Raw genomic sequence first — 18,120 nt, forward strand, 5'->3', positions numbered from 1 at the left:
GCCGGTCGGTAGCCGGCGAGGTACCTTGCCACAGTGGATGAGGGAATGTTCGCCCCGACGCTGGACTGGAGCCAGGAACTCCTGGTTTCGCTGAAGTGGATCGGCCAGGCATGGTTGATCGCCGCGGTCGCAACACTGGTCATCTGTGTCCTGCTCGCCAGGTACACGGTGTGGGGCCGGCAGTTCTGGCGTATCACCGGCGATTACTTCAAGGGCCCGGAAAGCGTCAAGGTGTGGCTGTGGCTGGCGCTGATCCTGCTGTCGGTGATCTTCGGCGTCCGACTGTCGGTGCTGTTCACCTTCCAGGGCAGCGACATGATGACCAGTTTCCAGGTGGTGGCGTCGGGCGTGGCCGCGGGCGATGACGCGATCAAGAACTCCGGGCGCGACGGCTTCTACCTGTCGATGTTCGTGTTCTCGGCGCTGGCTGTCCTGCACGTCGCCCGGATCATGTTCGATCTGTTCATCACGCAGCGGTTCATGCTGGCCTGGCGTGCGTGGCTCACCGACCGGATGACGGGCGACTGGCTCGACGGCAAGGCCTACTACCGCGGACGCTTCATCGACGACACGATCGACAACCCCGATCAGCGTATTCAGTACGACATCGACATCTTCACCGCAGGTGTCGGCGGACTTCCGAACACTCCGGCCAACACCTCTACGTCGACGCTGTTGTTCGGGTCGGTCAACGCCATCGCCTCGATGATTTCGTTCACCGCGATTCTGTGGAGCCTGTCCGGGACGCTGACGATCCCGATCGTGAACTATGAGCTGCCCAAGGCCATGTTCTGGATCCTGCTGACGTACGTGCTGTTCGCGTCAGTCATCGCGTTCTGGGTGGGCCGGCCGATCATCTGGTTGTCGTTCCGCAACGAGAAGTTCAACGCGGCCTTCCGCTACGCACTGGTGCGGCTGCGCGACGCGTCCGAGGCCGTCGCGTTCTACCGGGGCGAGCTCGCCGAACGCACCGGGTTGCGCAAGCTGTTCGCGCCGATCGTCACCAACTACAAGCGGTGGATCAACCGGATGATGGGCTTCTACGGCTGGAACCTGTCGATGAGTCAGATCATCGTGGTGCCACCGTATTTGTTCCAGTTCCCGCGGTTCTTCAGCGGCGAGATCACCCTCGGCGCGATGAGCCAGTCGGCGTCGGCGTTCGGCAACATCGAGCAGGGACTGTCCTTCTTCCGTAACGCGTACGACGCGTTCGCCGGATATCGCGCGTCGATCATCCGACTCGACGGCCTGATGACCGCGAACGAAGAGGGCAGGGCACTGCCCGAGATCACGACCACGGCGTGCAAAGACGGCACGGTGGAACTCAAGGACATCGAGGTGCGCACCCCCGACGGAAAGCAACTCGTCAACCCACTCGCCTTGCGCCTCGAGGTCGGTGACACGTTGGCAGTCAAGGGCGAATCCGGCTCCGGCAAGACCACGCTGCTGCGCAGCCTCGCCGAGTTATGGCCTTACACCACAGGAACATTGACGAGGCCGTGTGGGCCGAACGAGACCATGTTCCTGTCGCAGATGCCCTATGTGCCGCTCGGCAGTCTGCGCGCCGTGGTCAGCTATCCGAACGAGGACGGCGAGATCGACGACGCGACGCTGAAACGCACGCTGGCGAAGGTGGCACTTCCGCACCTGGTCGATCGGCTGGACGAAGTCGAGGACTGGGCGAAGATCCTCTCCCCCGGTGAGCAGCAGCGCATCGCGTTCGCCCGCATCCTGCTGACCCAACCGAAGGCCGTGTTCCTCGACGAGTCCACCTCGGCGCTCGACGAAGGTCTGGAGTACCTGTTGTACACCCTCATTCGCACCGAGTTGCCCGACACGATCCTGGTCAGCGTCAGTCACCGAAAGGCTCTCGAGCAGCACCACACCCACGAGCTCGAACTGCTCGGCGGCGGCGAATGGCGGTTCGGCCGGGTGGGCGGTGAGGAACCGGCGAAGGTCTAGGCGCGCGCGGCGTGCGCGCCGGCGCGCCTGCCGAAGAACGAGCCCTCGCCCAGCTGCGTGCCGCTGGAATAGCCCTTGCCGTCCGGCACGAGTTTGGACGCAGTCGCTCCGGCGGCATACAAACCGGGCACGACGCTGCCGTCCTCGCGCAGCACCTGGCCGTCGACGGACGTCGCGAGCCCACCGAGCGTGAACGCGGAGTACATCGCCTTGCCGAGTGACAGGTCGAATGCTCCCCACGGTCCTTTATCTTGGGGCGCAATGTATTCGGGCTGCTTGTGGAAGTCGGGGTCTTCGCCGTTGGCCGCGTTCGCGTTGTACCGGTTCAGTGTGGCGACGAGCTTGCCCTCCGGAATCCCGAGGGCTTTCTCCATCTCCTCGACGGCCTCCCACCCGTCGATCAGCGGCACCAGCGGCACCTCGGGGTTCTGCAGGTGCGCCTCGTCGACGATGAGGAACGCCGCGCTGTCGGGCTGGTCCATCACGAAAGCCGAAGTGCGCGAATGGTAGGAGTCCTCCGTGACGAACCGCTCCCCGAGTTTGTTGACGATGATGCCGGTCAACAGGATCTCCGGCGGATAGACCGGCGCCGTCATGAACGCCTCGTCCATGTGCTTGGTGAAACCGCCTGCGGAGATACCCATCCGGATCCCGAGACCGTCGTCATAGGTGCTGCCGAGCACGAACGGTTTCTCCGAGATCCGCGGCGTGTACTTGGCCACCATGTCGGGGTTCATCACGAACCCGCCCGCGGCGATCACCACCGCCTTCGCCTTGATCGCGCCGGTGTCGTTGAAGTGCTTCCAGCGCACGCCGATCACCGTGCCGTCGCCGTCGACGACGAGGTTGGTGGCCCCGGTCTCGTAGCGGACCTCCACCCCGAGTTCGTCGGCCCGCTTCACCAGCAGGTCGATGACCATCGCCGCACCGCCGAGTTCGCCGGGCACCGGCACCGAGTGTCCGCGCGGAGCCGGCTTGGCCTTCTCGCAGAACGGCCACACCTTCTCGTTGCCGGTGTATGACAGTCCCTCGGTGCCGGGCGGAACAACCACCTTGCCCGGGTAGAAGCTGCGCTCAAACTGAAAACCCAAGTCCTCCAACCAGTTGAAGTGTTCGACGCTGCCCTCGCAGTACGCCCGAATCTTCTCCGGCTCGGGGTCGCACGACACCGCCATCAGGTACTTGAACATCTCCTCGGCGCTGTCGTCGTGACCGGTCGCCAGCTGCACCGCGGTGCCGCCACCGAGGTAGAAGTGGCCGCCCGCCTGCGAGGTGGTGCCGCCCGCGGCCGCGGCGCGCTCCAGCAGCAGCACCCGTGCCCCTGCCGATGCGGCGCTGACGGCTGCCGAACCACCGGCGATACCGAAGCCGATCACCAGCACGTCGACCTCATCGGACCATGACGTCACATCGGCCGCGTTGACGGTGTCCGGGATGTCGAGACCGCTCACTGTTGCTCCTGTTTCACGTAGTCGAAGAACGCCTTGATTTCGCCGGGGATATCGGCGATCTCGATGTAGGGCACGCCCGCATCGGCGGCCGACAGGTAGGCGAACCGCATGCCTCCGGGCATGACTCCCTGTTGCACGACGGGTGTTCCGTTGCGCTCTGCGTCGCGCAGTGCGCTATCGAATGCGGGTGGGTCCAGCGCCTCCACGCAGATGTGGTGGAGTCCGGGCCCACCGGTGTCGAGAAACTCCGAGTACACGCTGTCGCCGCTCTGCGGTGCGATCAGCTCGAGCTGGGTGTCGCCGGCGTAGCTGAAGGAGATGTGGGCGGTGAAATCGGCGGGGCGACCGCGATACGTACACGTGTCGGGGGTGAAGTGGACGTCGGGCACCCGCACCCACTTCTTGGCGCCCAACAGCGTGGTCAGCGCCTTCTCGGTGGCATCGAGGTCCCGCGTCACCCACGCAATCTGGACAGGTGTCTGGGCAAGCATCGCGTCGAGGATATCCCCCGCCGCACGGGATGGCTAGAACGTGTTCTAGTTCTGGCTCCCCGGCTACTCCTCGCCGAGGTAGGCCTTCAGGCACCGCTCGGCCATCGCGCCGGCCGCCGCCGGGTCGGTCCCGAACTCCACGTTCGCGTCACGCCACTTCTCGCCGGACAGCGCGAGAAAACGCTTGCCCTCGTCGGTGACGATCCACTGCTGGCCGAACGACGGGTCGATGGCCTCGCCGGTGGACAAATGGATCGCCAGCCCGAGCACCATCGAATCCCAGCCCATCCCGACCGCACCAGGCCCGAACTGCTCCCAGTGGTCGTCGACGTGGGCGATGTGCTCGATGACCAGACGCGCGCGGTCCGACCCTTCGGGACTGACAGTGACGTCGATCCAGCTGACGCCACCGCCGAATTCCCAAGTCGCCGTGAAGTTCTTCGGTGGATCGCAGGTAAGGATGGTGCCGCCGGCCTGCCCCTCCAACTGGTATTTGCCGCCGACGGTGAGGTCGCCGGTGATCGGCATCAACCATCTGGGTATGCGTTCGATGTTGGTGACGGCGTCCCACAGGTCGTCCTGGTCGGTGTCGTAGGACTGACTGATGGTGACGACGTGCGCCTCTTTGGCGTCGATGATGCGGGTGCCCAACTTGCGCTCGACCGCCTTGATCTGATGGTCGACGTCTACCTCAGTCATGTTGCCCTCCTTGGTTTCTGCGTTGTCGCTTACCGCGCGCGATCTCGGTCGCCAGGGCGTCGAGGTGTGGCGTCCAGAAGCGGCGGAAGCCTTCCAGCCACTCATCGACGTCGCGCAACGCCGCGCCGTTGACCGCGTAGAGCCTGCGCTGTCCATCCGGACGCACCGAGGTGAACCCGTTCTCCCGCAACACTTTCAGATGCTGCGACACCGCAGGCTGGCTGATCGCGAACTCACCCTGGATCTGCGCACCGATGGCCCCCGCCGACAGCTCACCCTCCGCGAGCAGTTCGAGAATGCGCCGGCGCACCGGGTCTCCCAGTACGTCGAACGCGTGCACCTCCCTAAATTAAAGCCACCACTTATATAAGTCAAGCTTTAATTACTTGATCAGCATCTCGATCAGCAGCTTCACCTGGACGTCGAAGGCTTCGGCGGGATCGGTGAGCGTGTCCTCCCCGTACTGCCCGAAGACCTCGAGGCTGATCGCCCCGATCAGTCCCGCCCACAGCAGGAAGCACTTGGCGACCGCGGAGTCGTCGCCGGAGAAGTCGAACTCCTCGCGGACTCCGTCGTAATCCGACGACAAGGGCTGTGGCACAACGACTTCGGTCTTAGAGATCTCGCCGGCGTCGATCCCGGCACCGACGGCGTCGAACAAGGCACCCACCACCCGGGTACCCGGGCCGACGGTTCGCTCCGCCGGTGCGCGGTAACCCGGCACCGGACTCCCGTAGAGCAGCGCCCACCGCGCGGGGTGTGCGACCGCCCACTCGCGGGCGGCATGCGCCATCGCATGCAGTCGATCGCGCCACGTCGCGTGGGTCGCGCCCGCCGCATCCACCGCATCGGCCAGCTCTGTGTAGGCGTCGACCAGCAGCAGGGTGAGGAGTTCGTCGCGACTGGCCACGTACCGGTACACCGCCGAGGACACCATGCCGAGGTCACGCGCGATCGCACGCAGCGAGAGCCCGGCCGCCCCCTCGGTGACCAGATGGCGACGGCCCAGCTCGATGATCTGAGCCTCGATCCGTTCGCGAGTGTCCTGCCGCTTACCCATGGCGCCAGTGTCGCACGAACGAGAGCACTGCTCTTGAATTTCTGCCCATCGCGTGGCACAGTCGAAAGAGAGCACTGCTCTCGAAACTGAGGAGAACACCATGGCAACCCGCTACGACCAGCCCACACCGGCGGCCCGCGCCTTCAACGAACTGTTCCGGCTGCTGGCCGAAATCGGCATCAGCGTCGCCGGCACGGTGGCGATTCGGGTGCGGGGCCGCAAGACCGGAAAGCGGCGCGGGGTGGTGGTCAACCTGTTGACCGTCGACGGCCGCGACTACCTGGTCTCGCCCCGCGGCGACACCCAGTGGGTTCGCAACGCGCGGGCGGCAGGCAGCATCGAGATGGGTCCGCGGTGGCGCAGCCGCGAGGTCGGCATCGCCGAGGTCGCCGACGATGCCAAGCCTGCATTGCTGAAGCGCTATCTCGACCGGTGGTTCTGGGAGGTCAAGGGGCACGTCGGTGGGCTGACGCCGGAATCGTCGGCCGCCGAGCTGAGCGCGACGGCGCCGTCGATCCCGGTGTTCGAATTACAGCGTTAAGGGGCAGGAGCGTTCATCGCGGAGATGACGTCCTGCTGCGCCTGCTGGCTGGTGATGTGCCACGACACCGCGGCGGGGAACTGCCCCCAGGTGCTGTTGAACATCCCCACGATGGCCGCCCTACCGTCCGGGGTGATCGAGTAGACCGGCCCGCCGGAGTCGCCCTTCTGACTCACCACACCGTTGGCCATCGTGAACCAGCCGTTGTACACGGCCTGGATGTTCCCGCAGCTCTCCCCCGTGACCACACCGAAGTGGCACACCGGCAGACCGGGCGTCGGGACGATCGCGGGGTCGGAGACCAGCACCAGGCCTCGGGGCAGCACATTGTTGACTGTGACGTCGGAGGCCAGGTTGATGGCCTCCCAATCGGTGATCTGGTGATTGGTGTCGATGGTCGCGCCGTTGGGTGTGTTGTCGCGGAACGCCCCCTGGTGCCCGACGAACCTGCGGCCCCGGTCGAGCACGTTGCCGTCGCCGCGGCAATGGCCCGCGGTGTAGGCGACGCGCGCCTGCGTATCGACGAATCCCACGGTGCAGGCGTTTGTGCCCTGGATGACCTCCATACCCGGGAACACGACGACTCCCGGGTCGGCGCCCACCGGCATGACGGGGAGGACCAGCGCGGCGACCGGGGCCGTTACCGCAGCGAATACACGTAACCACCGTCGGCGCATGTCGCCCCCCTTGGGTCTCAAGTGTGTAAAGGGTACCGACGTACAGCGATGCCCACAGGCCGAGTGAGATAACCCGATAACCTCGCCCGACCAGGAGCAACTGCACGCCAGCTGTCCCTGAGCTGTCCCTACTTCACCCCATCGGCGAGGATCACGAAGACGTTACAGAGTGGCAACGACGGGGTCGTCAGGAGTCGAAGCCGAGGCCCAATGCGTCGAGCGTGCGCAGGAAGAGGTTGCGGCGCCCCGCCGAATGATCGGCACGATCGAGCGACCACCGCGTCGCCTGGATGCCGATGCTCGCGAAGGGTTCAGGCGGGAACGGCAGCGGGCGTTTCCGCACCATCTCCAGTTCGGTCCGCGGAGTGGACGCGCCGTCGAGAAGGTCCAGGCAGACGTCGGCGGCGAACCTGGCCGCGCCCACCCCGAGGCCGGTGAACCCGTTGACGTAAGCCACCCGGCCGTCGTGGGCGGTCCCCCAGTGCGCACAGAACCGCGTGTTGGTGTCGATGGCGCCCGCCCAGCGGTGGGAGAACCGGACGTCGTCGAGCTGCGGGAAGGTGATGAAGAAATGCGCGGCGAGGCGGCGGTAGGTCGCTGGCCGGTCCTCGTAGGCCGGATCGACCTTGCGCCCGAAGTGGTAGACGGCGTCGTAGCCGCCCCACACGATGCGGTTGTCCACGGTCAGCCGGTAGTAGTGAAACTGGTTGGCGCAGTCCCCGATTCCCTGTCGACCCTGCCACCCGATGCGGGCCAGCTGCTCGTCGGTGAGCGGTTCGGTGGCCAGCACGTAGTCGTACACCGGCACGATGCGTAGCCGATTTCGTCGCAGCAGGCTCGGAAACACGTTCGTCGCCAGCACCACCTGATGCGCGGTGATGGTCGACGCTGCGGTGGCGACGCGCAGTGCGTCACCGTCGGATTCGAGTCCGGTGGCGTTGGTGCCCTCGTAGATCTGCACGCCCGCTTCGGAACACGCGCGGGCGAGTTCGACTGCCAGCTTGGCGGGATGGACGATCGCGCAGGTGTCCGCGCTGAACAGGCCCGCCAGGTAGGTCGGCGAGTCGGCCTCCGCGCGGACCTGCTGCGTATCGAGGAAGCGGCCTTCACCGGCCTCGGCGGCCTCGCGCAGCCAGTCGACCTGATGTGGTTCGGTGGCCACCGACAGCATCCCGGTGCGTTGCCACTGCGTGTCCAGACCGAGGCGCTCGATGTCGGACTGCATACCGTCGAGATTGGCCATGCCGAGCTTCTCGAGCGTGTCGAACTCGTTGGGCCAACGCGACTTTCCGTTCTCGGCGCCGTGGGTCAGGCTGGCGTCGACGAAACCGCCGTTGCGCCCCGAGGCCGCCCATCCGATCCGGTTCGCCTCGATGAGGACGATGCGGCGGCCGGGATTGCGCTCGGCGGCGTGCAGGGCCGCCCACAGCCCGGTGTAGCCGCCACCCACCACCAGGAGGTCGCACGTGACCGAGGTGGATAGCGGAGGGTAGACCGGCCTGGGAATGTCCAGCCACATCGAGCCGAAGGTGCTTGCGGCAAGCGAACGTTCGACCAGCGCGGGGTCGACAGGGGCATCGAACACCGTTTCCACATGGCGGAGACTACGGGGCCGACGGCGGCGGCGTCGAAAAACCCTAGACGCGGACCTCGGCGGCCCCCGCCTCCACGGGACGACCCGCGGGCTCCCAGCCCGGCGGACCGAACGCGTAGCCCAGCTTGTCGCGCCAGCGGGTCGCGCGCCGGACGTCGCGGAAGATCGCCACATATTCGTGGGTCTGCAGCGTCCAGATGTTGTAGGTGTCCACCTGTTTCGTCAGGCCGTAGTTCGGCCTGTCGGTCTCGGCCTTGAAGCTGCCGAACATGCGGTCCCAGAGGATGAAGATGCCGCCGTAGTTCTTGTCGAGATACTGCTGGTCCATCCCGTGGTGGACGCGGTGATGCGACGGCGTGTTGAAGACGAACTCGATTGGGCGCCAAAGCTTTCCGATGCGCTCGGTGTGGATCCAGAACTGGTAGATCAGGTTGATCGAGAAGCTGGCGAACACCATCCACGGCGGCACTCCGAACAGCGGAAGCAGCGCGCGCAGGAAGACGTCGCCGCTGATGTTCCACTTCTGGCGCAGCGCTGTCGCGAAGTTGAAGTACTGGCTGGAGTGATGCGCCTGATGCGTCGCCCAGATCAGGCGCACCCGGTGCGCGATCCGGTGATAGAGGTAGTACAGGATGTCGACGCCGACGATGGCGATCACCCAGGTGTACCAAGCGTTCGCGGGTAGCTGCCAGGGCGCGACGTAGACGTAGAGCGCGGCGTAGCCGACCAGTGCGACGGCGTTCAGCACGCCGCTGGTGAGGATCGACACCAGCCCCATGCTGATGCTCGCCCACGCATCCGGTTTGAGGTACGCCCCGGCGGGCGGGCGCTGGGCCTCGTCATGGGCGAGCTTGCCCGCGGCGACCCACTCGATGACCAGCATGATCAGGAAGAACGGGATCGCGAAGGTCACCGGGTCATGCATCAGCGGCGGCAATACGTGCGACAGCACACCGGTCGAGTCCACGGTGACACCTCCTGGGCAAAAAGCTTACGACCTAGCGGAAGTGGAGGACCTCATCGCCCCAGGCCAGGCGCACATCGCGGTCCAGATCCTCGACCACCCGCTCGGCCGCGTCGATGACCAGCGTCGCGCGGTCCTCCTTGCGGTAGGACCGCCACTGCGGATCGCCTGCGGACGCGGTCGGCTCGCCGCTCTTCGCGAAGCTGAGCCAGCGGCTGCGCAGCCGCGCCGAAACGGTCTTGCCCGCCTTCAGCCCGCCGAGTTTGAACGTCGGATCCTTCGGCCCGGCCACGAGATTGCCCCATACGTAGGGCAACTCGGTGGCGTGGGCCGCCCCGAGACGAAGCAGACGCAGCATCGGGGTCGCGAAGTCGAAGCGGTACAGGTACACGGGCGCCACCTCGCGGTGGCCCTCGGCGAACCAGATCGACGGCATCCGGAAGCCGATGTCGCGGGCCACCCCCATGCCGATGGTCTTGGGCCGGCCGCGGTACGTGCTGCGGATCTGGTCCTCGGTGGGCAGCTGCAGTGCCGGCTGCTCGGCGGCGATCTCGTTGAACATCGCCCGCAGTGCGGGCGGAGTGATCGGCATCAACGGCGATTTCATCCAGCGGAACAGCGATGCCTCGTGCTTGTTGGTGCCGATGATCAGCGGAACCGGGTGGGTACGCCCCTCCCGTGCCAGCCTGACGGGATGCGCCGGGACGATGTCCCCGTCGATGATCGGGGCGAACGCCAGCGTGCCCGGTGTGCGCACCGGCACCTCGTCGAAGACCTTCTTGGACGCCGCGAGGATCGCGGCGATCGGCAACTCCGGTAACCGCTGGACCTCATCTCGTCCGACACCGAGCACGTCGAGGAAGTGGTCGGCGACACGGCGGCCGCGCTCGCGGTCGTAGATCGAGGTGGCAGGCGAACTCTGGGCGATCGCCGCGGAGAACAGCCCGGCCGCAGCCGGACTGGCGAGCAACGTGGTCACCATGCCCGCGCCCGCCGACTCGCCGAACAGCGTCGCCCGGTCCGGGTCTCCCCCGAATGCCGCGATGTTGTCGCGAACCCATTGCAGCGCGAACAACGCGTCGCGCAGCCCGAGATTGGTCTCGAAGCCCTCACCGAACGCGGACAGATCCAGAAATCCCAGCGCGCCCAGCCGGTAGTTGACGGTGACGATCACCGCGTCGCCACTGCTCGCCAGCGCCGCGCCGTGATACAGCGATTGCGCCGACGAACCCAGGATGTAGGCGCCGCCGTGCAACCAGACCATGACCGGCTTGCCGTCACCCGCCTCGGTGTCCGAGGACGCCCACACGTTCAGCGTCAGGCAGTCGTCGCCCTGTGGCGCGCCGAGGTCGATCGGGATCCTCGGATCGGTGGGTTGCGGGCAGACCGGGCCCACCTTGGCCGCGTCGGCCGGTTCCGACCACCGCTCGGGAGCCACCGGCGCCCGCCACCGCAGGTCTGACACAGGCGGCGCCGCGTAGCGAATCCCCTTCCACGCCTTGACGGTTCCGTTGTCGACACCGCGGACAGGACCGTGGGTGGTGTCGACGACGGGCCGGTCGTCTGCGACGCGTCGCGTGTTGGCCTCAGCCGTCACCGGTGACCTCCTCAACCCGATGGACACAACCACTCCAGGTTACCCGCGGGTAGGTCGACGGTTTGACGTGCTGCTTCACCTAACAGTGGTATAGATGATGGGATGAGTGTCACATTTATACCGCAGCGGACGGCCGAACGGCTCCGCCGCCGCATCGTCGAGGACTTCGAGAAGGGCGCAGGTCGGCACGACGAGCCGGAGGTCTACGGCGGACCGTCCGGGGATCCGGGGCTGATCGGGCCGGACAGCATCTCGTGGGAGATCAACGCGGACCTGGCCTCGGTGTCCCAGGCCGGGCTACCCGCGATCGTGCTGGAGATCCTGCATCCGTCCGTCGTCGCGGGCGTTCAGGATCTGTCGAACTACCGCGAGGACCCGTTCCAGCGCGCCCGCGCCACCCTGGGTTATGTGTTGACCACGACGTTCGGCAACACCGAGGCCGCCACCCGCGTCATCGAACGCGTCAAACACGTGCACTCGTTCGTCAACGGCACCCGCCCCGACGGGGTGCCGTACCGGGCGCTGGATCCAGAGTTGATCGCGTGGGTCCACACCTGCATCCCGTGGATGATCCTGCGGACGTACGAACACACCGTGCGTCCGCTGTCGCGGGAGGAACAGGACCGCTATCTGTCCGAGCAGGCTGTCATCGGCCGGATGGGCGGTGCCGACCGGGTGCCCACAACGGTCGCCGAACTCGACGACTACGTCGAGTCGATGCGGTCGAAGCTGAGTGTGAACGCGCAGACGCGGGAGTTCATCGACTTCCTGATGACCTCACCGTTCTTCCCCGATCTGCCCGGCCCGGTGGATCGCCAGTTGCACCGATTCGCCATCTACGCCGGCATGAGTCGCGCCCCGTCATGGGCGCGCGAGCTCATCGGATACGACCGGCCGTCCGCGCTGACCCGCCGGCTCATCGAGCCTGCGCTGCGTTTCGATGCGGCCCAATTGCGTTGGGCGGTCGGCACTCCGACATACGTCCGGCTGGCGCGCGAGCGGGCCGCCGGGGTCCGACCGAAGGTCGCCTCGTGATCGACGCCCAGCTGATCGAGGTGGTCGGGGGCGCGGTGTCTTCAGGCGCAGGCCGCGTGGACGAAGCCGCCGACCGGACCAGCCAGCGCATCCTGGACGCCGCGCTGCTCGAGGCGGCGGCCGTTGGGCTGCAACGCATTACGGTTGAGGACGTGGTCCGGCGGGCAGGCGTCTCCCGGATGACGGCCTACCGCCGCTATCCCCGTCGCGACGACCTGGTCGAAGCGCTGGTCCGGCGGGAGACACAGCGGTTCCTCGGTGCCGTCGCCGACGCCATCGAGGCGGTCGATGACCCCGACGAGGGGGTGGCCGAGGCGTTCATCGCCGCGGTGAGATTCGCCCGCGAAAACCCCATGCTGCGACGCGCAGGACACGAGTCGACCCCGATCGACTCGGCCGAACTTCTGAAGATGGGCTCGGCGTTCATCGCCAACTACATCCACGGCGAGAAACCGGGGCAACCCTCACAGCAGGTCCGGTGGGTCGCCGACGTGTTCGCCCGGCTGTTCTTCACCTACATCTCGCTGCCGCCGTCGGATCCGGACTTCGGCGACGACGCCGAACTGCGGCGGTTCGCACACGAGGTACTGACCCCCATGGTCGAACGCGTCGTCTGAAACAGATGGCATAACTTGTTGGCGTGCGAAAATGGGCGCTCCTGGCCGGAGCCATCTCCACCGAGGTCACGGCGACGCTGTCCCTGCGCGCGTCGCAAGACCATTCGGCGTGGATCGTGGTGGTCGTCACCGGATATGTCGCGTCGTTCTTCCTGCTGACGCTGGTGCTGCGGGCGGGCGTGCCGGTCGGCGTGGCCTACGGAATCTGGGGCGCGCTTGGCACGGCGGCCACGGCGGTGTTCGCCGCCGTCCTCTTCGGTGACCCGTTCACGTGGCCGATCGTCGCGGGCATCGGCCTCATCATCGCCGGGGTCCTGCTCGTCGAGTTCGGATCGCATCGAGCGCAGGCGGCCGAGTCATGATGTGGCTCGCGCTGGCGGGCGCGATTCTTGTCGAGGTCGTCGCGACCCTGTCGTTGCGGGCGTCGGACGGCTTTCGCAAGAAGGCGTGGATCGCACCGATCGTCGCCGGATACCTGCTGTCGTTCTACCTGCTGTGGGTGTCGCTGGGGCTGGGCATGCCGGTCGGCATCGCCTACGGCGTGTGGTCGGCGTGTGGCGTCGCGCTGGTCGCCGTCATCGCGCGGTTCCTGTTTTGTGAACCTCTGACCTGGATGATGGGGGCCGGCATCGCACTCATCGTCGGCGGCGTGCTCATGATCGAGATGGTTGGGGTCGCGCACTGAGCGCTCCCGCGAGGGCGACCACCACCAGTCCCGCGATCGGAACCGCGAGCAAGCCGACTCGAAGACTCGTCGCGTCGGCCACCACCCCCACGAGCAGCGGCGCGCCGAAGAAGCCGATCCGCATCAGCCACGTCAGCACCGTCAGTCCGCTGCCTGGACGCAGACCCGGCAGCTGATCGGCGCGGTGCATCGCCGCCGGGATCAACGTCGCGACCCCGAACCCCGCCGCGGCGAAACCCGCGATCGTGCCAGGGACCGACGGAAATGCCAGCGCGGCACCCATTCCCACGGCCGCCAGCACGCCACCGGCGCGGACCACTGTGCGTTCACCGAACCTGTCGACCAGGCGGTCCCCGATGAGCCGACCCACGAACATGAACCCGACCACCGCGATGTAGGCGAAGACCGCGATCGGGCCGGGGGCGCCGAGGCTGTCGCGCATGTACAGCGTCGCCCAGGAACTTCCCGCGTCCTCGACGGTTGCCCCAGCGACGGCGATGACGACGAGCGCGAGCAGCGTCGCGTAGACGGCCAGACCGGCGGACTTCCCGCCACCGGTGCGCGCCGACGGGTGATTGTCGTGATCGGGTCCCTTCAACAGATAGGGATAGGCGATCAGCACGAGGCCACCGCAGAAAATCGCCGAGATGGCCAAATGTGTTGCCCGCGATATGTCCAGCGCGATCGCGGCGGCGCCCATCAAACCGCCGAGGATGGCACCCGCCGCCCAGACGGCGTGGAACGAGTTGATGATCGACCGGCCGTAGTTGCGTTGCAGTCGCAGCCCATGTGCGTTCTGCGCGACGTCGGTGATCGCATCCGACGCTCCCGCGACGAACAGCGCCGCCGCCAGCATCAGCGCGTTGCCTGCGAGGCCCGCGACGAGAACGAAGCCTGCGATGCCGAGGGTGCCGACGACCGCCACGCGCGACGACCGGTACCGCCGGATCAGCGTCGCCGCCGCGAGACCCGCCACCAGGGCGCCCGCCGAGAATGACGCGACCGCAGCGCCGTACACCGCATTGGACAGGTGCAGGTCCGTCTTGATCTCGGGATAGCGCGGCAGCAGGTTGGCGAAGACGGCTCCGTTGCTCAGGAACAGCGCCGCGACGGCGACGCGGGCTCGTCGGTTCTGCGCCACGGCCCCGTCCGCAGGTTCGGGCGCCATGTCCCGGACACTACAGACCTTGGAATCTAAGCTGATTGGTCGTGGGCGGTGTCGGCGATGATCAGGATCTGGACTATCGCTTCACCCTCGCCAACGAGCGGACGTTCCTCGCCTGGATCCGCACGGCGCTCGCACTCATCGCCGGCGGTGTTGCCGTCGTCCAGCTGGTGCCAGCACTCTCCATCCCCGGAATACGCCACGGTCTCGGGACGGCGCTGACGGTGGCCGGTGGCGTGCTGGCGGTGTTGGCGGTTCGGCGCTGGCGCAGCGTGCAGGCCGCGATGCAGAAGGGTGCCGAACTGCCCCGATCTCAGATGCCCGTACTGCTCGGCGGTGCGATCGTCGTGCTGACCATCGCCTTGATCGTCGTCATCGCGGTACAGCCCTAGCCATGTCACCTCGAGCGGAGAAACCGGGACTGCAGGCCGAGCGTACCCAACTTGCCTGGGAGCGAAGCGGATTGAGCTTTCTGGTGGCTGGAGCGCTACCGCTGCTTGGCGGCGGTCCGCTCGACGACGGCCGGGCGGTGCTGCCGATCATCGGGGCGGCCCTCGCGATGCTGACGGTGTGGTTGGGGCATCGACGGGCGCGCCGTGTCGGGGTCGAACCGAGAACAGAGGTTCTGTTACTGGGCTCGGCGACTGCGGCTTTCGCGGCGCTGATCCTGGTTTTCAGCGGCCTCTAGACGCCTGCATGATCAACTGCTCACTGGTGTCCCAAAGGTCGAGCGCCTTCTCCGTGTCGTACGAGTCGGCGGATGACCGGATCTGGCGCCGTCCCTCGAAGTACCCGCCCGTGACGGCGTCGAGCGCGGGATCCCACACGAGCCGTGCCAGCCGCGCCCCGGACTTCCGGGTGCTGTTGACGTTCGGCAGCACACGCAGCACGGGAAACACGTACCCCCATGCCCAGCGGCCGGCCGACGAGTAGTCGCGCGCGAGACCTGTCCCTGGCATGAGTCCGGGATCGAAGGTGTTCACGGTGATGCCGTCGGCCCCGCCGCCGAGTCGGCGGTCGAGTTCGTAGGCGAACAGCACGTTGCACAGTTTCGATGTAGTGTAGCGGCGGCGACCGTCCGCCGGTTCCGAGTCGGCTGGATGGGCGAGGTGCTCTGCCGTGGTGTACATCGGCGACGGCATGCCGGTGACCTTGGCCGGATCGTGGGTGCCGCTGCTGACGACGACGATCCGGGCCGGGCGTGCCAGGTCGTCGAGCAACGTCTGCACCAGTGCGAAGTGCCCCAGATGGTTTACGCCGAACGTCATCTCGACCCCGTCCACGGTGTACTCGGTGCCCGAGACCACCTGCACGCCGGCGTTGCACACGATCGCGTGCAGCGGTGGCAGCGCTGCGGCGCGAAGGGTCTCGGCAAAGGCGCGCACCGACTGCAGCGAGTTGAGGTCGAGCTCGAGCACCGTGCACCGGTCCGGCTCCCGGAGCTCGGCGACGGCGTCGGCACCGCGGGCCACATCGCGCACCGCGAGCACCAGATGCCAGGACGGATCGTCGGCGAGCAGTGCGCGGGCGCACTGGAGTCCCAGGCCGGCATTGGCTCCGGTGATGATCGCGGTTCGTGTGTTCATTTCTCCTCCAACAGGATCGGGATCAGTGCCACCACCGTTTGGTGGAGCCGTCTGTACATGCGCGCGATGTCCGTCGTGTCGGGCTCGAGATGACCGGCCAAGAAGATGCCGTCGGACAGCGCGGTGGCGACCGCGGCGAGTTCGGCCGATACGCGTTCGGCTTTCGCAGCGGGAACACCGGCGGGCAGCAGATGCGTCACCGCCTCGCGAAAGCGCACGATCGCGCGGTCACGGACCCGGCGGATCACCGCGGCGACAGCGGGGTCGTCCTGACGTTCGAGCGACAGCAGCAGAAACAGCCGCAGGAACGCCGGATGCTGCTCCTGCTGCGCGATGACCGCGGCGAGTTGCTGTTCGATGTCGGCCTCGACGGGGATCGCGTCGAAGTAGCGTTCGGCGCCGCGTTCCATCACCGCCGCCAGCACGCCGTCCTTCGAGCCGAAGTGCCAGTAGATCGAACTGGCAGGCAGCCCACAGGCCTTGCGGATGTCGCTGATGGACGTGGCCGCGTATCCCCGAGTGCCCATCAGCTTCTCGGTGGCGTCGAGGATCTGCTCGCGGGACTGCTCGCCCTGCTGTTGTTTCTTCGTCGGGGTGCGCTCTGTAAGGATCATTACAGACAGACGCTACCCCTGGATGGCCGGAGGCGCAATGGCGAGATGTGGCGAACTTCGTCAAGCGAGTTCAGGCCCGTCCGCACGGTGGCAGGCTGAGGCGATGACGATCGCCGAGCAGGCGGACGACTTGATCGGTCTCTTCCCGCCAGGGACCCGGTGCGACCGCGACGGCACGCTGATGGTCGGCGGTTGCCGCCTCGACGACGTGGCCGAAGAGTTCGGCACCCCGGCGATCGTCGTCTCCGAAGATGCGTTGCGGCAGCGGGCGCGTGACTATCTGACCGCCTTCCGCACCCGCTGGCCGCGCAGCGACGTGGCGTTCGCGTCCAAGTCGTTCCCGTGCACCGCAGTTCAGCGGGTCATGGTGGAAGAGGGACTTCACCTCGACGTGGCAGGCGGCGGCGAGATCCTGACGGCGATCAAGGCGGGCGCCGATCCGGCGCGGATCGTATTGCACGGCAACGCCAAGTCCGATGAGGAGCTCGAACTCGCCGTAGAGCACGGCGTCGGTCTGGTCGTGGTGGACAACTTCGATGACATCGACCGGCTCGAGCGCATCGTGCCCGCGGGTCGCCGACAACCGTGCCTGGTCCGCGTCATCCCCGGCGTGGAGGCGGCCACCCATGCGTCCCAGGCGACCGGCCACGCCGGGTCGAAGTTCGGTCTGCTGCCCGACGATGCGCGTGAGGCGATCGCGCGGATCGACCGCAGCGCCAAGTTGCGCCTCGACGGCGTGCACACCCACGTGGGCTCACAGCTGCTCAACGTCGAGCAACTCGCCCAGGCCGTCGAACCCATCGCGAAGCTCGGCACGTTCGAGGTCTACGACCTCGGCGGCGGCCTAGGGGTGCGCTACACCTACGACGAGCATCCGCCGATGCTCGACGAGTACGCCGACGCGATGATGACGCAGGCGAAGGCGCTGCTGCCCGAGGGCAGCCGCATCATCGTCGAGCCGGGTCGCAGCATGGTGGCCACCAGCGCGTGCACGCTGTACCGCATCACGACGGTCAAGCGCGGGGTCGTCACCCACGTCGCGGTGGACGGCGGCATGGGCGACAACCTCGAGGTGTCGCTGACCGGCCAGCGGTTCGAGGCGACGATCGTCAATCGGGTGGGCGGCGGCGAGACCGTCAGCGTGGTCGGCCGGCACTGCGAATCGGGCGACCAGCTCGTCGATGGCGTCGCGCTGCGCGAACCGTCGGTCGGCGATCTGCTGGCGGTGCCGGTGACCGGCGCCTACTGCTACACGATGTCCAACCAGTACAACGGTGCACGCCGCGTTCCTGTGGTGTTCACGCGCGACGGCGACGCGCGTCTGGTGGTGCGCCGGGATACGTGGGACGACCTCCTGATGCGCGACGTCGACTGACGACGGG

21 protein-coding genes are annotated in these 18,120 nt (G+C 66.9%); 9 read left to right on the forward strand and 12 right to left on the reverse strand.

All coding sequences use genetic code 11. The annotated features are described in order from the left end of the window. Nucleotides 1-45: 45 nt before the first annotated feature. Entirely contained in the window at nt 46-1,962 is a 1,917-nt protein-coding gene (locus tag H7J93_RS03980) for an ABC transporter ATP-binding protein/permease (RefSeq protein WP_276021302.1), read from the forward strand. Here H7J93_RS03980 and H7J93_RS03985 read toward each other — a convergent pair. The 5 genes from H7J93_RS03985 to H7J93_RS04005 form a co-directional block, all read right to left on the reverse strand. Continuing rightward, nucleotides 1,959-3,413, reverse strand: coding sequence for an FAD-binding protein (locus tag H7J93_RS03985; RefSeq protein ID WP_267304993.1), 1,455 nt, complete (start codon nt 3,411-3,413; stop codon nt 1,959-1,961). The two genes, H7J93_RS03980 and H7J93_RS03985, sit on opposite strands and share 4 nt — an antisense overlap. Then, the gene (locus H7J93_RS03990) at nt 3,410-3,904 is read right to left on the reverse strand and encodes a VOC family protein (RefSeq protein WP_267304994.1); all 495 of its coding nucleotides are present in this window, start codon (nt 3,902-3,904) and stop codon (nt 3,410-3,412) included. Before H7J93_RS03990 ends, H7J93_RS03985 begins: the two co-directional genes overlap by 4 nt. Nucleotides 3,905-3,967: 63 nt before the next feature. After that, nucleotides 3,968-4,603 carry an SRPBCC family protein gene (locus tag H7J93_RS03995; protein WP_267304995.1) on the reverse strand — a complete coding sequence of 212 codons (636 nt, stop codon included), beginning with the start codon at nt 4,601-4,603 and terminating at the stop codon, nt 3,968-3,970. Beyond that, complete coding sequence (locus tag H7J93_RS04000; RefSeq protein ID WP_267304996.1) at nt 4,596-4,943, reverse strand: ArsR/SmtB family transcription factor; 348 nt, start codon at nt 4,941-4,943, stop codon at nt 4,596-4,598. The genes H7J93_RS03995 and H7J93_RS04000 overlap by 8 nt, the downstream gene beginning before the upstream one ends. A gap of 42 nt (nt 4,944-4,985) precedes the next feature. Then, nucleotides 4,986-5,663: a TetR/AcrR family transcriptional regulator gene (locus tag H7J93_RS04005; RefSeq protein WP_267304997.1), complete on the reverse strand. Its 678-nt coding sequence runs from the start codon at nt 5,661-5,663 to the stop codon at nt 4,986-4,988. A 100-nt stretch (nt 5,664-5,763) separates the two neighbouring features. On the opposite strand from H7J93_RS04005, the gene H7J93_RS04010 reads away from it, so the two are divergent. Next, a complete protein-coding gene (locus tag H7J93_RS04010; RefSeq protein ID WP_267304998.1) occupies nt 5,764-6,204 on the forward strand; it encodes a nitroreductase/quinone reductase family protein in 441 nt (146 codons plus the stop codon). Here the strand turns inward: H7J93_RS04010 and H7J93_RS04015 are convergent. The 4 genes from H7J93_RS04015 to H7J93_RS04030 form a co-directional block, all read right to left on the reverse strand. Continuing rightward, nucleotides 6,201-6,881, reverse strand: a complete 681-nt coding sequence (locus tag H7J93_RS04015) for an Rv1815 family serine proteinase (protein WP_267304999.1) — start codon at nt 6,879-6,881, stop codon at nt 6,201-6,203. The two genes, H7J93_RS04010 and H7J93_RS04015, sit on opposite strands and share 4 nt — an antisense overlap. Nucleotides 6,882-7,068: 187 nt before the next feature. Further along, nucleotides 7,069-8,475 carry an NAD(P)/FAD-dependent oxidoreductase gene (locus tag H7J93_RS04020; protein WP_267305000.1) on the reverse strand — a complete coding sequence of 469 codons (1,407 nt, stop codon included), beginning with the start codon at nt 8,473-8,475 and terminating at the stop codon, nt 7,069-7,071. Nucleotides 8,476-8,518: 43 nt separating this feature from the next. Continuing rightward, the gene (locus H7J93_RS04025) at nt 8,519-9,442 is read right to left on the reverse strand and encodes a sterol desaturase family protein (RefSeq protein ID WP_267305001.1); all 924 of its coding nucleotides are present in this window, start codon (nt 9,440-9,442) and stop codon (nt 8,519-8,521) included. Nucleotides 9,443-9,473: 31 nt separating this feature from the next. Then, nucleotides 9,474-11,036 carry a carboxylesterase/lipase family protein gene (locus H7J93_RS04030; RefSeq protein WP_267305002.1) on the reverse strand — a complete coding sequence of 521 codons (1,563 nt, stop codon included), beginning with the start codon at nt 11,034-11,036 and terminating at the stop codon, nt 9,474-9,476. Between the two features lie 102 nt (nt 11,037-11,138). On the opposite strand from H7J93_RS04030, the gene H7J93_RS04035 reads away from it, so the two are divergent. From H7J93_RS04035 to H7J93_RS04050, 4 genes are read left to right on the forward strand one after another with little or no spacing between them, the layout of a single operon-like run. Continuing rightward, nucleotides 11,139-12,071, forward strand: coding sequence for an oxygenase MpaB family protein (locus H7J93_RS04035; RefSeq protein ID WP_267305003.1), 933 nt, complete (start codon nt 11,139-11,141; stop codon nt 12,069-12,071). Next, nucleotides 12,068-12,688: a TetR/AcrR family transcriptional regulator gene (locus tag H7J93_RS04040; RefSeq protein ID WP_267305004.1), complete on the forward strand. Its 621-nt coding sequence runs from the start codon at nt 12,068-12,070 to the stop codon at nt 12,686-12,688. Before H7J93_RS04035 ends, H7J93_RS04040 begins: the two co-directional genes overlap by 4 nt. 23 nt (nt 12,689-12,711) lie before the next feature. After that, on the forward strand, nt 12,712-13,050 hold the full coding sequence (locus H7J93_RS04045; protein ID WP_267305005.1) for a DMT family transporter: 339 nt from the start codon (nt 12,712-12,714) through the stop codon (nt 13,048-13,050). Beyond that, nucleotides 13,050-13,373, forward strand: a complete 324-nt coding sequence (locus H7J93_RS04050; protein WP_267305049.1) for a DMT family transporter — start codon at nt 13,050-13,052, stop codon at nt 13,371-13,373. The genes H7J93_RS04045 and H7J93_RS04050 overlap by 1 nt, the downstream gene beginning before the upstream one ends. On the opposite strand, the gene H7J93_RS04055 is transcribed toward H7J93_RS04050, so the two are convergent. Beyond that, nucleotides 13,342-14,541, reverse strand: a complete 1,200-nt coding sequence (locus tag H7J93_RS04055; protein WP_267305006.1) for an MFS transporter — start codon at nt 14,539-14,541, stop codon at nt 13,342-13,344. The two genes, H7J93_RS04050 and H7J93_RS04055, sit on opposite strands and share 32 nt — an antisense overlap. Before the next feature lie 41 nt (nt 14,542-14,582). Here H7J93_RS04055 and H7J93_RS04060 point away from each other — a divergent pair, with 41 nt between their 5' ends. Further along, on the forward strand, nt 14,583-14,930 hold the full coding sequence (locus H7J93_RS04060; RefSeq protein WP_267305007.1) for a YidH family protein: 348 nt from the start codon (nt 14,583-14,585) through the stop codon (nt 14,928-14,930). Nucleotides 14,931-14,932: 2 nt separating this feature from the next. Beyond that, nucleotides 14,933-15,226, forward strand: a complete 294-nt coding sequence (locus tag H7J93_RS04065) for a DUF202 domain-containing protein (protein WP_267305008.1) — start codon at nt 14,933-14,935, stop codon at nt 15,224-15,226. Here H7J93_RS04065 and H7J93_RS04070 read toward each other — a convergent pair. Then, nucleotides 15,213-16,124: an SDR family NAD(P)-dependent oxidoreductase gene (locus H7J93_RS04070; protein ID WP_267305009.1), complete on the reverse strand. Its 912-nt coding sequence runs from the start codon at nt 16,122-16,124 to the stop codon at nt 15,213-15,215. The two genes, H7J93_RS04065 and H7J93_RS04070, sit on opposite strands and share 14 nt — an antisense overlap. Then, on the reverse strand, nt 16,121-16,738 hold the full coding sequence (locus H7J93_RS04075) for a TetR/AcrR family transcriptional regulator (RefSeq protein ID WP_267305010.1): 618 nt from the start codon (nt 16,736-16,738) through the stop codon (nt 16,121-16,123). Before H7J93_RS04075 ends, H7J93_RS04070 begins: the two co-directional genes overlap by 4 nt. Nucleotides 16,739-16,841: 103 nt before the next feature. On the opposite strand from H7J93_RS04075, the gene lysA reads away from it, so the two are divergent. Next, a complete protein-coding gene (gene lysA / locus H7J93_RS04080) occupies nt 16,842-18,113 on the forward strand; it encodes a diaminopimelate decarboxylase (RefSeq protein ID WP_267305011.1) in 1,272 nt (423 codons plus the stop codon). The last annotated feature ends 7 nt before the right edge of the window (nt 18,114-18,120 follow it).

The organism is Mycobacterium barrassiae (genome assembly GCF_025822765.1).
GTDB classification, from domain to species: Bacteria; Actinomycetota; Actinomycetes; order Mycobacteriales; family Mycobacteriaceae; genus Mycobacterium; species Mycobacterium barrassiae.

Coding starts and splice junctions, on each gene's coding strand:
- H7J93_RS03980 (WP_276021302.1), top strand. CDS start 46: ATGTTCGCCCCGACGCTGGACTGGAGCCAGGAACTCCTGGTTTCGCTG.
- H7J93_RS03990 (WP_267304994.1), bottom strand. CDS start 3,904: ATGCTTGCCCAGACACCTGTCCAGATTGCGTGGGTGACGCGGGACCTC.
- H7J93_RS03995 (WP_267304995.1), bottom strand. CDS start 4,603: ATGACTGAGGTAGACGTCGACCATCAGATCAAGGCGGTCGAGCGCAAG.
- H7J93_RS04005 (WP_267304997.1), bottom strand. CDS start 5,663: ATGGGTAAGCGGCAGGACACTCGCGAACGGATCGAGGCTCAGATCATC.
- H7J93_RS04010 (WP_267304998.1), top strand. CDS start 5,764: ATGGCAACCCGCTACGACCAGCCCACACCGGCGGCCCGCGCCTTCAAC.
- H7J93_RS04015 (WP_267304999.1), bottom strand. CDS start 6,881: ATGCGCCGACGGTGGTTACGTGTATTCGCTGCGGTAACGGCCCCGGTC.
- H7J93_RS04035 (WP_267305003.1), top strand. CDS start 11,139: ATGAGTGTCACATTTATACCGCAGCGGACGGCCGAACGGCTCCGCCGC.
- H7J93_RS04050 (WP_267305049.1), top strand. CDS start 13,050: ATGTGGCTCGCGCTGGCGGGCGCGATTCTTGTCGAGGTCGTCGCGACC.
- H7J93_RS04055 (WP_267305006.1), bottom strand. CDS start 14,541: ATGGCGCCCGAACCTGCGGACGGGGCCGTGGCGCAGAACCGACGAGCC.
- H7J93_RS04065 (WP_267305008.1), top strand. CDS start 14,933: ATGTCACCTCGAGCGGAGAAACCGGGACTGCAGGCCGAGCGTACCCAA.
- H7J93_RS04070 (WP_267305009.1), bottom strand. CDS start 16,124: ATGAACACACGAACCGCGATCATCACCGGAGCCAATGCCGGCCTGGGA.
- H7J93_RS04075 (WP_267305010.1), bottom strand. CDS start 16,738: ATGATCCTTACAGAGCGCACCCCGACGAAGAAACAACAGCAGGGCGAG.
- lysA (WP_267305011.1), top strand. CDS start 16,842: ATGACGATCGCCGAGCAGGCGGACGACTTGATCGGTCTCTTCCCGCCA.